The 14617-nt window shown below is 63.7% G+C and carries 9 protein-coding genes; 7 read left to right on the top strand and 2 right to left on the bottom strand.

Going from position 1 to position 14617, the window contains the following annotated elements:
- Nucleotide 1 precedes the first annotated feature (1 nt).
- The 3 genes from HGO92_RS07205 (at nucleotide 2) to rplL (ending at nucleotide 2571) form a co-directional block, all read left to right on the top strand.
- Nucleotides 2-1213, top strand: coding sequence for a nitrate/nitrite transporter (locus HGO92_RS07205; RefSeq protein WP_346768884.1), 1212 nt, complete (start codon nucleotides 2-4; stop codon nucleotides 1211-1213).
- A gap of 303 nt (nucleotides 1214-1516) precedes the next feature.
- Nucleotides 1517-2119, top strand: a complete 603-nt coding sequence (gene rplJ, locus HGO92_RS07200) for a 50S ribosomal protein L10 (protein ID WP_169993279.1) — start codon at nucleotides 1517-1519, stop codon at nucleotides 2117-2119.
- Nucleotides 2120-2193: 74 nt separating this feature from the next.
- Nucleotides 2194-2571, top strand: coding sequence for a 50S ribosomal protein L7/L12 (gene rplL, locus HGO92_RS07195; RefSeq protein ID WP_074701263.1), 378 nt, complete (start codon nucleotides 2194-2196; stop codon nucleotides 2569-2571).
- A 76-nt stretch (nucleotides 2572-2647) separates the two neighbouring features.
- Here the strand turns inward: rplL and HGO92_RS07190 are convergent, their stop codons facing one another.
- Nucleotides 2648-3127: an aminoacyl-tRNA deacylase gene (locus HGO92_RS07190; protein WP_346768883.1), complete on the bottom strand. Its 480-nt coding sequence runs from the start codon at nucleotides 3125-3127 to the stop codon at nucleotides 2648-2650.
- Between the two features lie 4 nt (nucleotides 3128-3131).
- Nucleotides 3132-4331, bottom strand: coding sequence for an acetyl-CoA C-acyltransferase (locus tag HGO92_RS07185; protein ID WP_169993276.1), 1200 nt, complete (start codon nucleotides 4329-4331; stop codon nucleotides 3132-3134).
- Nucleotides 4332-4845: 514 nt separating this feature from the next.
- Between HGO92_RS07185 and rpoB the strand changes: the two genes are divergently transcribed.
- From rpoB to HGO92_RS07165, 4 genes are all read left to right on the top strand, one after another.
- Complete coding sequence (gene rpoB / locus HGO92_RS07180) at nucleotides 4846-8364, top strand: DNA-directed RNA polymerase subunit beta (RefSeq protein ID WP_169993274.1); 3519 nt, start codon at nucleotides 4846-4848, stop codon at nucleotides 8362-8364.
- A 114-nt stretch (nucleotides 8365-8478) separates the two neighbouring features.
- A complete protein-coding gene (locus tag HGO92_RS07175; RefSeq protein WP_169993273.1) occupies nucleotides 8479-12372 on the top strand; it encodes a DNA-directed RNA polymerase subunit beta' in 3894 nt (1297 codons plus the stop codon).
- A 188-nt stretch (nucleotides 12373-12560) separates the two neighbouring features.
- The gene (locus HGO92_RS07170) at nucleotides 12561-13325 is read left to right on the top strand and encodes an IclR family transcriptional regulator (protein ID WP_169993271.1); all 765 of its coding nucleotides are present in this window, start codon (nucleotides 12561-12563) and stop codon (nucleotides 13323-13325) included.
- 91 nt (nucleotides 13326-13416) lie between these two features.
- Nucleotides 13417-14607: a 4-hydroxybenzoate 3-monooxygenase gene (locus tag HGO92_RS07165; RefSeq protein WP_169993270.1), complete on the top strand. Its 1191-nt coding sequence runs from the start codon at nucleotides 13417-13419 to the stop codon at nucleotides 14605-14607.
- Nucleotides 14608-14617: the final 10 nt, after the last annotated feature.

Raw genomic sequence — 14617 nt, 5'->3', positions numbered from 1 at the left:
GGTGGAAAAAGGCGCTCCGGGCCAGACCCGTAACCTTGTCCTTGCCACTCTCGCCTCGGTCATGGCCTTCTGGGCCTGGACCATCATCGCCCCGCTCAGCGCGAGCTACACGCAGCAGATGGACCTGAGCTCCACCCAGACGTCCATCGTCGTCGCGATGCCGGTCTTCGTCGGTTCGCTGGGCCGCATTGTTATGGGAGCGCTGACGGACCGCTTTGGCGGACGGGTGATGTTCACGGCTGTCCTGCTGGCTACCACGCCGGCAGTCCTGCTGGTCGCGCTGGCCGGTGTCCTGCAGTCCTACCTGCTGCTGGTCATTTTCGCCTTCCTGCTCGGCGTGGCAGGCACCATCTTCGCCGTCGGTATTCCCTTTGTCAGTCCTTGGTTCGAGGCGTCCCGACGCGGCTTTGCTACCGGCGTGTTCGGTGCGGGCATGGGCGGCACGGCGCTGGCCGCGTTTCTGACCCCGCGCCTGGTGGGTTGGATCGGCTACTTTCCCACGCACCTGCTGGTCGCGGTCCTGCTGGTGGCGATGGCCGCCGTCGTATGGTTCTTCCTGCGTGAAGCCCCGGGCTGGACACCGAATACGAAACCAGTTGTGCCCAAGCTGCTGGCAGCCGCCAAGCTTAAGGTGACATGGCAGATGTGCTTCCTTTATGCCGTGGTCTTCGGCGGCTTTGTCTCGTTCAGCAACTACCTGCCGACCTACCTGCGGGACATCTACGAGATGGACCCCACGGGAGCCGGCACGCGCACGGCCGGGTTCGCGTTGGCGGCCGTGCTGGCGCGGCCGGTAGGCGGCATCCTTGCCGACAAGATCGGGTCCAAGCCCGTTGTACTGGTCTCGCTGGCTGCCGTGGCGGTACTGGCCTTCGTCGTCAACCTGCGGCCCGACGGCGAAATCCCAGCAGGCCTGACATTCCTGGGCATGGCCTTTGCCCTCGGGCTGGGCACCGGAGGTGTCTTTGCCTGGGTCGGCACCAGTTCCCCGCCCGAACGGGTAGGGTCCGTAACCGGAATTGTGAGCGCGGCCGGCGGACTGGGCGGCTACTTCCCGCCGCTGGTCATGGGCGCCACGTACAACGCGGAGGACAACAGCTATGCCATCGGGCTGCTCCTGCTCGCGGCCACGGCCTTGGTGGCGCTGCTGTACACCTGGCTCTACCTGAAGCGGCAGCCGTCCCGGAAGGTATCCGCGCCCGAGACTGCGTAACAGGTACGGTGCGGCGGTAACTGCACGCCATGCGGCAGCAATCACAGCGAGGTGGCAGGAACGGTCGATTTGGCCGTGGTCACCCCTTCGCGTAAGCTTGAACTACCAAAGACCGTCGGTCGTTGATTTCCCCTAAGAATTCAACCGAAAGTCCCATGCCTGGGACGGCCTGCGCAGGTGAACGAAGCAATCCTCCATTTCCGGTACTGCCGGATGTGTGAAGGCCAAGCCCCGTGCATCTGCCCGGGGCGTTTTTTATGCGTGTGACCCGAACCACCGGCACTATTCCCCGGAAGGAGGGTTATGGCAACGCCAAACAAGGTGGCAGCAGTTGAAGAGATCACCACTGATTTCAAAGAATCCAACGCTGCAGTCCTAACCGAATACCGCGGGCTTACCGTTGCACAGCTCAAGGAGCTGCGTGTTTCTCTCGGCCAGGAGACCAAGTTCTCTGTCGTCAAGAACACCCTGACTGGCATTGCAGCCAAGGAAGCCGGCATCGATGCATTCGATAACCAGCTCTCCGGACCCACTGCTATCGCCTTCATCAAGGGTGACGCTGTTGCAGCCGCAAAGTCCCTGACGGATTTCGCAAAGTCCAACCCGCAGCTCGTCATCAAGACCGGTTTCTTCGAGGGCAAAGCCCTGGATGCACCCGGTGTTGCAGCGCTGGCCGCACTCGAGTCCCGTGAGTTCCAGTTGGCACGCGTTGCCGGCGTCCTCAAGGCTCCGATGGCTGCCCTGGCCCGCACTGTCGAGGCACTGCGCGTCAAGCAGGAGGAGAACGGCGGTGCGGCAGACACTGCTGCTGCCGAAGCTCCGGCCGCAGAAGCACCTGCTGCTGAAGAAGCTCCCGCTGCCGAGGCAACCGAGGCTCCGGCCGAGGCTGCTGCCGAAGAGAAGTAAGACTCTCTTCCCAATCCAAATCTCTTGGTGCGCGGCCAATGCGCTGAACACCACCTATAGGAAGGACGCCAATCATGGCGAAGCTCACCAACGAAGAGCTCATTGAAGCTTTCAAGGAACTGTCCATCATCGAGCTCTCCGACTTCGTGAAGCTCTTCGAAGAGACCTTCGACGTCACGGCTGCTGCCGTTGCCGTTGCCGGCCCCGCTGCCGGTGGCGCCGCTGAGGCTGCTGAAGAGCAGACCGAATTCGACGTCATCCTCGAAGCCGCTGGCGACAAGAAGATCGCAGTGATCAAGGAAGTTCGCGCCCTGACTTCGCTGGGTCTGAAGGAAGCCAAGGACGTTGTCGACAGCGCTCCGAAGGCTGTTCTCGAAGGTGCAACCAAGGAAGCTGCCGACAAGGCCAAGGAAGCTCTCGAAGCTGCCGGCGCCACCGTCACGGTCAAGTAAGCTTTCCGCAACATCCAAAAGAGCCCCGCACCCAGGTGCGGGGCTCTTTTGTGTGCTCTGGCGGAATGCCGGGGCGTTATTCCGGGTCGCTGATGTCCGCGACGGTAGCATCCAGTGCCTTGATCAGGGCATCCGAATCCACAAAAGCCGAGTAGCCGTGCTCCCCGGCGCCCATGGAGATGCGCCGCCCGGTGATCGCGGCATCTGCATAGACCGGCCAGGCCGTGGTGCTGCCCAGCGGCGTGATGGTGCCACGCTGGTAGCCGGTGGCCTCGAAGGCGACGTCGGCAGCAGGCATGGACAGCTTGTTCACCCCGATCAGGGCACGCAGCTTCGGCCAGGAAATCTGCCGGTCACCGGGAATCAGGGCAAACAGGAACGTGCCGTCCTTGTGCTTTACCACGAGGGACTTAACGATGTCCGCCGGTGCGATCCCGAGCAGCTGCGCCGCCTCCACCAGGCTCCGAGCGGCCGGGCGTGCGATCAGCTCCACGTCCAGCCCTCGGTCGCCCGCGTCGGCCAGGAACCTGTCCTTGCCGGCAACGATGTCAGCCACAGGCCTACTCCTCGTCGCGGTACAGCAGCAGCGCCTCGCCCTGCCCTCCGCCGCCGCACAGTGAAACGGCAGCCTTGCCCTGCCCGCGGCGCTTGAGCTCGTTGGCCGCATGCAGGGCCAGCCGTGCGCCGGAAGCGCCGATCGGGTGTCCAAGTGCGATGGCACCGCCATGGAGATTGCACTTCTCCAGCGGGTAATCCAGGTCCTTCAGGGACTGCACGGCAACGGAACCGAAGGCCTCGTTGATTTCGATGAAGTCGAGGTCCGAAGTGCTCCAGCCGGCGCGCTTCAGGGCCTGGGCAATGGCGTTGGACGGCTGTGAGTGCAGGGAGGTGTCCGGTCCGGCCACCTGACCCGGTTTGCCGACGACAGCGAGCCACTCAAGTCCGTTGTCCTCGGCATAACCGCGGGTCGCCAGCACAACGGCGGCTGCGCCGTCGGAAAGCGGTGAGGAGTTGCCCGCCGTGATGGTGCCGTCCTTGTCGAAGGCCGGCCTCAGCGGTGCCAGCGATTCCACCGTGGTCTGCGGGCGGATACCTTCGTCCTTGGTCAGTACCAGGGCATCGCCCTTGCGTTGGGGGACAGTGACCGGGACGATCTCCGCAGCGAACACCCCGGACTCGGTGGCAGCGGCGGCGCGCTGGTGCGATGCCGCGGCAACCTCGTCCTGGGCGGTGCGGTCGATGGCAAGTTCGGCATTCCGCCGTTCCGTCGAGGCGCCCATGGATTCGTGGTCGAAAGCATCGGTCAGTCCGTCATGGGCCACCGAGTCGACGACGTTGATGTTGCCGTAGGTCCAGCCCTGCCGGGAACCGGGGAGGACGTGCGGTCCGTTGGTCATGGACTCCTGGCCGCCGGCAACTACTACCTCTGCCTCGCCTGCGCGGATCAAGCGGGCTGCATCGGTGACCGCTGCCAGGCCGGAGAGGCAAACCTTGTTGATGGTCACGGTGGGGACGTCCCAGCCGATGCCGGCTCCGATGGCGCTCTGGCGGGCCGGATTCTGCCCGGCGCCGGCCTGGATCACCTGTCCCATGATGACCGAGTCGACGTTCTCCGCCGGCACGCCGGAGCGCTCGAGGGCCGCCGCGATGGCCTTGCTGCCGAGTTCGACGGCGCTGAAACCTGCCAGCTGTCCGTTGAGCCGGCCCTGGGGAGTGCGGGCGCCGCCGAGAATTACCACGTCGTTTCTGTTACCTGACACTGTCCTGTACTCGCTTTCATCCTTGAAATAGCTGTTCCCGACAGGCTACAGTTAGCTGGCGCGGGAGTTCGATAAGCTTCCAATCTGTGGAACGCGGCAACAGCCGCAGATGTTCCGCGGGATGGCCGCCGCAGGATAAGCAGGGAAGCTGCTGTAGGGGAGCCGCGCGGAAGACAGGCGCTCCGTTGGCAGGGGAGCAGGGCCGGGGCCGGAGATTACGATTCGGCTTCCGCCGCCCGACACGCCGGATGCAGTTCACCGGCACGGACAGGCAAGGGGATAGTCTGCCTGCTGGACAATTTAGGGGACGTGGCGTAGAGTATAAATCTGCGTCTTCCCTCTTAACCTTCAGCCTTCATATAGCGGTGGGCTTTGCCACGCCTTCCTGTATTTAACAGGAATTCGGGCGGGCCTGGATCATATAGCGGATCCGGTCTGGTTGTGCTTGGCATCTCATGATGCCGGTAGTGCGGAAGCGCGTACAAGCCTGAAGGTCTGTGGAAGGATCCCTCTCTTGGTCGCCTCGAGCACCTCTAATACTGATACCGCTAACAGCCTGCTTGACGCTTCATCGAACGATGGCGCCACCCGCAGGATCTCATTCGCTAAGATTCACGAACCTCTGGACGTTCCCAATCTTCTCGCCCTGCAGACCCACAGCTTCGATTGGCTGGTCGGCAACGAGCGCTGGAAGACCCGCCTTCAGCAGGCGCTGGCCGAAGGCCAGAAGGGCATGGCCACCACGTCGGGTCTGGCGGACATCTTCGAAGAGATCTCCCCGATCGAGGACTTCCAGGGCACTATGTCCCTGAGCTTCTCCGAGCCGGAGTTCGCTGACCCGAAGTACACGATGGCGGAGTGCAAGGACCGCGACGCCACCTATTCCGCTCCGCTGTACGTCAAGGCGGAGTTCATGAACAACAACACGGGCGAAATCAAGCAGCAGACCGTGTTCATGGGCGACTTCCCGCTGATGACCGACAAGGGTACCTTCGTCATCAACGGCACCGAGCGTGTTGTCGTCTCCCAGCTGGTCCGTTCCCCGGGCGCCTACTTCGAGCGTTCCGCCGACAAGACCAGTGACAAGGACATTTTCACCGCCAAGATCATCCCGTCCCGCGGTGCCTGGTTCGAGCTGGAGATCGATAAGCGCGACCAGGTCGGCGTGCGCCTCGACCGCAAGCGCAAGCAGTCCGTCACCGTCCTGCTGAAGGCCCTCGGCTGGACCGAAGGCCAGATCCTGGAGACCTTCGGCGAGTACGACTCCATCCGCGCCACGCTGGAGAAGGACACCACCGAGACCCAGGAAGACGCACTCCTGGACATCTACCGCAAGCTCCGTCCGGGCGAGCCGCCCACGGTGGAAGCTGCCCAGTCCCTGCTGGACAACCTCTACTTCAACCCGAAGCGCTACGATCTGGCCAAGGTTGGCCGCTACAAGATCAACCGCAAGCTGGGCATCGACAAGCCGCTGGATGATCCGGACGCATCGGTCCTGAACAATGACGACATCGTCGCCATGATCAAGTTCCTCGTTGCCCTGCACGCCGGCGATAAGTCCATCGCAGGCAAGCGCGACGGCGAGGACCACGAGATCCGCGTCGAGGTCGACGACATCGACCACTTCGGTAACCGCCGTATCCGCGCCGTCGGTGAGCTGATCGAGAACCAGGTCCGCACCGGTCTTTCCCGTATGGAGCGCGTCGTCCGCGAGCGGATGACCACCCAGGACGTGGAGGCCATCACTCCGCAGACCCTGATCAACATCCGCCCCGTTGTGGCAGCTATCAAGGAGTTCTTCGGAACCTCCCAGCTGTCCCAGTTCATGGACCAGAACAACCCGCTCGCCGGCCTGACGCACAAGCGCCGTCTGTCCGCGCTGGGCCCGGGCGGTCTGTCCCGTGACCGTGCAGGCATGGAAGTCCGTGACGTCCACCCGTCGCACTACGGACGTATGTGCCCCATCGAAACCCCTGAAGGCCCGAACATCGGCCTGATCGGTTCGCTGGCTTCCTACGGCCGCATCAACGCTTTCGGCTTCATCGAGACCCCGTACCGCAAGGTCGTGGAGGGCCTGGTCACGGACCAGATCGATTACCTGACTGCAGACGACGAGATCGAGTGCGTCATCGCCCAGGCCAACGCGCCGCTGGACGAAGACAACCGCTTCTCCGAAGAACTGGTCCTCTGCCGCGAACGCGGTGGCGGTGGCGAGCCGATCCTGACCGAGCCGGCCGAGATCGACTACATGGACGTTTCCCCGCGCCAGATGGTGTCCGTGGCAACCGCCCTGATCCCGTTCCTCGAGCATGACGATGCCAACCGCGCCCTCATGGGTGCGAACATGCAGCGCCAGGCTGTGCCGCTGCTGCGTTCGGAGGCTCCGCTGGTTGGTACCGGCATGGAGCGCTACGCCGCTGTTGACGCCGGCGACTCCGTGGTTGCCGCCAAGGCCGGTGTGGTCACCGAGGTTTCGGCTGACATGGTCACCACCTTGAACGACGACGGCACCGAAACGCACTACCCGATCATGAAGTTCGCGCGCTCCAACCAAGGCAACGCCTACAACCAGCGTGTGCTGGTTGCCGAAGGCCAGCGGGTTGAGGTCAAGAGCATCATCGCCGACGGTCCCTCCACGGACCAGGGCGAACTGGCCCTGGGCAAGAACCTGCTCGTTGCGTTCATGTCCTGGGAAGGCCACAACTACGAGGATGCGATCATCCTGAGCCAGCGCATCGTCTCCGACGACGTGCTGACCTCCATCCACATCGAGGAGCACGAGGTTGACGCCCGCGACACCAAGCTTGGTGCCGAGGAAATCACCCGCGATATCCCCAACGTGAGCGAAGAGGTCCTCTCCCAGCTGGACGAGCGCGGCATCATCCACATCGGTGCCGAGGTCGAAGCAGGAGACATCCTGGTTGGCCGTGTGACCCCGAAGGGTGAAACCGAGCTGACTCCGGAAGAGCGCCTGCTGCGCGCCATCTTCGGTGAGAAGTCCCGCGAAGTCCGCGACACCTCGCTGAAGGTTCCGCACGGCGAGTCCGGTACGGTCATCGGCGTGCGCATCTTCGAGCGCGACAACGACGACGAACTGCCCCCGGGCGTGAACCAGCTGGTCCGCGTCTACGTGGCACAGAAGCGTAAGATCACCGACGGCGACAAGCTCGCCGGCCGCCACGGCAACAAGGGCGTCATCTCCAAGATCCTGCCGATCGAGGACATGCCGTTCATGGAAGACGGCACCCCGGTCGACATCGTCCTGAACCCACTGGGTGTTCCGGGCCGTATGAACGTCGGTCAGGTACTGGAAATCCACCTTGGCTGGGCCGCCAAGCAGGGCTGGACCATCGAAGGGGACCCGGAATGGGTCAAGAACCTGCCGAACCTGCCCCGCGAGAGCGGTTCCACCACGGTGGCCACCCCGGTGTTCGACGGTGCTTCCGAGTACGAGATCACCGGCCTGCTGGACTCGACCAACAAGACCCGCGACGGCGAACGTCTGATCGGTTCCTCCGGCAAGGCGCGTCTGTTCGACGGCCGCTCCGGCGAGCCGTTCCCGGACCCGATCGCCGTGGGCTACATGTACATCCTGAAGCTGCACCACCTTGTCGATGACAAGATCCACGCACGCTCCACCGGTCCGTACTCCATGATCACCCAGCAGCCGCTTGGTGGTAAGGCCCAGTTCGGTGGCCAGCGCTTCGGTGAGATGGAAGTGTGGGCGCTGGAAGCCTACGGTGCCGCGTACACCCTGCAGGAACTCCTGACCATCAAGTCCGATGACATCCACGGCCGCGTCAAGGTCTACGAAGCCATCGTCAAGGGCGAGAACATCCCCGAACCGGGTGTTCCGGAGTCCTTCAAGGTCTTGATCAAGGAAATGCAGTCGCTGTGCCTGAACGTGGAAGTCCTTTCCACCGACGGCACCACGATTGAAATGCGTGACTCGGATGAAGAAGTCTTCCGGGCCGCGGAGGAACTGGGTATCGATCTGTCCCGTGCAGAGCCCAGCTCCGTCGAAGAGGTCTAGATGAGCGGGCTGGCACGGAACCTTCGGAACCCGTGCCAGTTGCCGCCGTCGTACCTCTTTCCGTACCCGACACAAGACATTCAGATTTAGAGAACAAGAGAGAACAGGGACCATATGTCCAGCGAATCCTCCTTCGGCCTCATGCGAATTGGCCTTGCCACCGCGGATGAAATCCGCGACTGGTCTTACGGCGAGGTCAAGAAGCCGGAAACCATCAACTACCGCACCCTCAAGCCCGAGAAGGACGGACTCTTCTGCGAGAAGATCTTCGGCCCGTCCCGGGACTGGGAATGCTACTGCGGTAAGTACAAGCGCGTGCGCTTCAAGGGCATCATCTGCGAGCGTTGTGGCGTTGAGGTCACCCGCGCCAAGGTACGCCGTGAGCGCATGGGCCACATCGAACTGGCCGCACCTGTCACGCACATCTGGTACTTCAAGGGCGTGCCCTCCCGTCTGGGCTACCTCCTTGACCTGGCACCGAAGGACCTCGAAAAGGTCATCTACTTCGCCGCCTACATGATCACCAGCGTGGACGAAGAGCGCCGCCACGAAGAACTGCCGAACCTGCAGGCCGAACACGACCTGGAGAAGAAGCAGCTCTCCGACACCCGCGACTCGGACATCGCCGCGATCGCCCGCGACCTGGAAGACGAGCTTGCCCGTCTCGAGGGCGAAGGCGCCAAGGCACCCGAGAAGAAGAAGGCCCGCGACTCCGCCGACCGCCAGATGGCCAACGTCCGCAAGCGTGCGGACGCCGACATCGAGCGCCTCGAGCAGGTCTGGGACCGCTTCAAGAACCTCAAGGTCGCCGACCTCGAAGGTGACGAGGGCCTGTACCGCGAACTGCGCGACCGCTACGGTCTGTACTTCGAGGGCTCCATGGGTGCCGAGTCGATCAAGAAGCGTCTGGAAACCTTCGACATGGTTGCCGAAGCAGAGTCACTGCGCGACACCATCAAGAACGGCAAGGGCCAGCGCAAGACGCGTGCCCTGAAGCGCCTGAAGGTTGTCAACGCGTTCCTGACCACCACCAACAGCCCGCTGGGTATGGTGCTGGACGCCGTGCCGGTGATCCCGCCGGAACTGCGCCCGATGGTCCAGCTCGACGGTGGCCGTTTCGCCACCTCGGACCTGAACGACCTGTACCGCCGCGTGATCAACCGCAACAACCGCCTGAAGCGCCTGCTGGATCTCGGTGCCCCCGAGATCATCGTGAACAACGAAAAGCGTATGCTCCAGGAAGCTGTTGACTCGCTGTTCGACAACGGCCGCCGCGGCCGTCCGGTCACCGGACCGGGCAACCGTCCGCTGAAGTCGCTGTCCGACATGCTCAAGGGCAAGCAGGGGCGTTTCCGTCAGAACCTGCTGGGTAAGCGTGTTGACTACTCCGGCCGTTCCGTTATTGTTGTTGGCCCGCAGCTGAAGCTGCACCAGTGTGGTCTGCCCAAGCAGATGGCGCTGGAGCTCTTCAAGCCGTTCGTGATGAAGCGCCTGGTTGACCTCAACCACGCACAGAACATCAAGAGCGCCAAGCGCATGGTGGAGCGTTACCGTCCGCAGGTTTGGGACGTGCTCGAAGAGATCATCACCGAGCACCCCGTCCTGCTGAACCGTGCACCAACCCTGCACCGCCTGGGCATCCAGGCCTTCGAGCCGCAGCTCGTTGAAGGTAAGGCTCTCCAGCTGCACCCGCTGGTTTGTGGCGCATTCAACGCTGACTTCGACGGCGACCAGATGGCAGTCCACCTGCCGCTGAGCCCCGAAGCACAGGCTGAAGCCCGCATCCTGATGCTGTCCTCGAACAACATCCTGAAGCCGTCGGACGGCCGTCCGGTCACCCTGCCCTCGCAGGATATGATCATCGGTCTGCACCACCTGACGACCAAGCGCGAAGGTTCCGAAGGCGAAGGCCGCGTGTTCACCTCGCCGGCCGAAGCCATCATGGCGTTCGACGCCGGGGAGCTGCACCTGAACTCCGTGGTCAAGATCCGGATCTCCTCCGGGTACGTGCCCAGCGTGGACCAGCCGGCTCCGGAAGGTTGGGAAGACGGCCAGCCCGTGCTCCTCGAGACATCGCTGGGCCAGGTCATCTTCAACCAGACGCTGCCCGATGACTACCCCTGGGTAGAGAAGGTTGCGGACAAGGGCCAGCTCTCCACGATCGTCAACGATCTGGCCGAGCGCTACCCGAAGGTTGTTACCGCGGCAACGCTGGACAACCTTAAGGACGCCGGTTTCTACTGGGCTACCCGCTCCGGTGTGACCGTGGCTATCTCCGATATCGAGGCGCCGGCCGAGAAGGCCGCCATCATGGAGGGCTACGAAACGCAGGCTGCCAAGGTTGAGTCCCAGTACGGCAAGGGCCTGATTGCGGATGACGAGCGCCGCCAGGAACTGATCGACATCTGGAACAAGGCCACCAACGAGGTTGCCGACGCGATGCGCAAGAACATGACCAAGGAGAACACCATTAACCGTATGGTGTCCTCGGGTGCACGTGGTAACTGGCTGCAGGTCCGCCAGATTGCCGGTATCCGTGGTCTGGTGGCTAACCCGAAGGGTGAAATCATCCCGCGGCCGATCAAGTCCTCCTACCGTGAGGGCCTGTCGGTTCTGGAATACTTCATCGCCACCCACGGTGCCCGTAAGGGTCTTGCCGATACCGCTCTGCGTACCGCCAACTCGGGTTACCTGACCCGTCGTCTGGTGGACGTGTCCCAGGACGTCATCGTCCGCGAAGAGGACTGCGGTACCGAGCGCGGCCTGAACACCCCAATTGCAGTAGCGGACGCCAACGGCGAGCTGCACCTGCATGAGGACGTGGAGAACTCGGCGTACGCACGTACCCTCGCCACCGACGTCGTAGACGCCGACGGCAAGGTACTGGCAGCAGGCGGCTCCGACGTGGGCGACGTGCTCATCCGCGAGCTGTTCAACGCCGGCATCACCGACATCAAGGTCCGCTCCGTACTCACCTGTGAGTCCGCCGTCGGTACCTGTGCACAGTGTTACGGCCGCTCCCTGGCCACGGGTAAGACCGTGGACATCGGCGAGGCCGTCGGCATCATCGCGGCACAGTCCATCGGTGAGCCCGGTACCCAGCTGACCATGCGTACCTTCCACACCGGTGGTGTTGCCTCTGCAGGCGATATCACCCAGGGTCTGCCGCGTATCCAGGAGCTCTTCGAAGCACGTACCCCCAAGGGTGTTGCTCCGATCTCCGAGGTTGCCGGCCGTGTCACCATCGAGGACGGGGAGCGCCAGATGCGCCTCATCGTCACTCCGGATGACGGCTCCGAGGAAATCGCCTACCCGGTGCTGCGCCGTGCGCGTCTGCTGGTCGAAGACGGCCAGCACGTCGAGGTCGGCCAGCAGCTGGTGGTCGGTGCCATCGACCCGAAGCAGGTTCTGCGTATCCTCGGCCCGCGCCAGGCACAGAAGTTCCTGGTAGACGAGGTCCAGCTGGTGTACCGCAGCCAGGGTGTTGGTATCCACGACAAGCACGTCGAGGTTATCGTCCGCCAGATGCTCCGCCGCGTGACCGTCATCGAATCCGGTGAAACGGATCTGCTGCCGGGCGAACTGGCAGAGCGCAGCCGCTTCCAGAAGGAGAACCGCAAGGCGGTATCCGAGGGCAAGACCCCGGCCAACGGCCGTGACGAGCTCATGGGTATCACCAAGGCCTCCCTGGCGACCGAGTCGTGGCTGTCCGCGGCATCCTTCCAGGAGACCACCCGCGTCCTGACGCAGGCGGCCATGGAAGGCAAGTCGGATCCGCTGCTGGGTCTGAAGGAGAACGTCATCATCGGTAAGCTGATCCCGGCCGGTACCGGCCTGGACCGCTACAACAACGTCACCGTTGAACCGACTGAGGAAGCGAAGGCCAACCTGTTCACCGGCCCGAGCGCGTTCAGCGACTTCGATTACCCCGGTGTCGACGGCGGTCTGACCCCTGAGTTCCACGCCATCCCGCTGGATGACTACGACATGGGCAACGACTACCGCTAGGAACCGGACCCGGGCGTGTCGGCTTTGCCGCCACCCCGGGGCCCTCTAGGCACGTAGCAACAGAACACCCCTTGTACCCGGAAACGGGCGCAAGGGGTGCTCTGCGTTAACCACGGGGTCGCTTTTTGCTTGGGGTGGGCTGCGTGCACCCTTCCCGCGGGAGCTGGCAGTTGTGAGAACCTGATGCCATGGCCAATTCGCGTTCGGGTGACTCCATGCTGGAGCGGTTTGTGCGCATCCTCAGCGCCTTCGACGCCACCCGTTCCTCCATGAGCGTGGCCACGCTGGCACGGCGTGCAGAGGTACCGCTGGCCACCACCTACCGGCTGGTGGACGAAATGGCACGTCATGAACTGCTGAGCCGGGAGCCGTCGGGGGAGGTCCGGCTCGGGCTGCGGCTGTGGGAGCTGGCCAACCGCAGCTCGCCGGCGGTCGACCTGCGCCAGGCGGCCATGCCATTTATGGAGGACATCCAGTCCGTGGTCCGCCAGCACACCCAGCTGGCGGTGCTCAAGGACGATGAGGTCCTGATCATTGAGCGGCTTTCGAGCAGGGGATCGGTTGTGAACCAGGCCAAAATCGCCGGTCGGATGCCGGTACACCGCACGGCGATGGGCATGGTGCTGCTGGCCTATGCGCCCAACCACGTGCAGGAGTCCTACCTCGCCCGGCACCCCGAGGCGGTGGCCGTGGTGGACGCGGTTTCCTTCGACTTCCGCCGGCATCTGGCGGACATCCGCAAGCGGGGCTATGCCGCCTTCGACGGGCGGGTGGACACCGACACTACCGGGCTGGCTGTTCCCGTCCTGGGCAAGCACGGGCAGGCCATCGCCGCGATCGGCGTGGTGCTGCCGCTGGGCCTGGAGAACCTTTCCGCGATTGTTCCGGTGTTGATGGCCGGGGCCCGTGGCATCGCCCGTGCCGTGGGGGAGCTGCCGGCGTCGTCGTCGTAATTCTCATTCAATGCGAACAGGGGCGCGGGAACGCTGTCGCCGCAGTCACACTGGTTCAAGACGTGCCCCACATTCCTCGAGGAGATTCTCTATGGCTGCCAATGCTCAGATCATCAAGACCCAGGTCGGGATTGTCGGCGGCGGCCCGGCCGGCCTGCTGCTCTCGCACTTGCTGGCGAAGAGCGGCGTCGAGAACATCGTGGTCGAATCCCGCGACCACGACACGATCACCCACACCCATCGCGCAGGCATTCTTGAGGCAGGCTCGGTCAAGCTCCTCACCGATACCGGCGTGGACGGCCGCGTGCTGACCGAGGGCGATGAGCACGCCGGCATCGACCTGCGGTTCAACGGCGAGTCGCACCCGCTGGACTTCCGCGATCTGGTTGACGCCACCGTCACCCTTTACGCGCAGAACGAGGTCTTCGTCGATCTGGCAGCGGCCCGCAAGCGCGACGGCGGCGACGTACGTTACGAATCCGCGGTCACCGAGGTGTTTGACCTGGAGACCGAGACGCCGAAGTTCCGTTTCACCGACAAGGACGGCGCCGCCTTCGAAGTCCATTGCGACATCCTCGTGGGCGCGGACGGCTCCCGCAGCTTCTGCCGCCGCGCCGTTCCCGGCACCCAGGACTACAAGACCGAATACCCTTTCGCCTGGTTCGGCATCCTCACCGAAGCACCGAAGAGCGCCCCGGAACTGATCTACGCCAACTCCCCGCACGGCTTCGCGCTGATCTCCCAGCGGAGCGAGACCGTCCAGCGCATGTACTTCCAGTGCAGCCCGGACGAGGACGTCAACCAGTGGAGCGATGACCGGATCTGGACCGAGCTGCAGAAGCGCGTGCACGGACCGGACGGCTTCGAGCTGAAGACCGGCCCGATCTTCGACAAGACGGTCCTGGGCTTCCGTTCCTTCGTCCGTGAACCGCTGAGCCACGGGCGCATGTTCCTCGTCGGCGACGCCGGGCACACCGTTCCGCCGACGGGCGCCAAGGGCCTGAACCTCGCGCTGGCCGACGTGAAGGTCCTCTTCGAGGCGATCGACTCCTTTTACTCCACCAAGGATGACGCCCTGCTGCAGGGGTACTCGGACCTGGCGCTCAAGCGCGTCTGGAAGGCGCAGAACTTCTCCTACTGGATGACCTCCATGCTGCACACCTCGCCGAACGCCGACGCGTTTACGCTCAAGCGCGCGCTCGGGGAGTTGGAGACCGTGACCAGCTCGCGCTACGGGCAGCAGTACCTTGCCGAGTCCTACACGGGCTGGCCGCACAGCTAACGGATACCAC

The sequence above is a fragment of the Crystallibacter degradans genome (assembly GCF_012952295.1).
Classification (GTDB): Bacteria; Actinomycetota; Actinomycetes; order Actinomycetales; family Micrococcaceae; genus Crystallibacter; species Crystallibacter degradans.
This window is presented reverse-complemented; position numbering and strand designations above follow the sequence as displayed.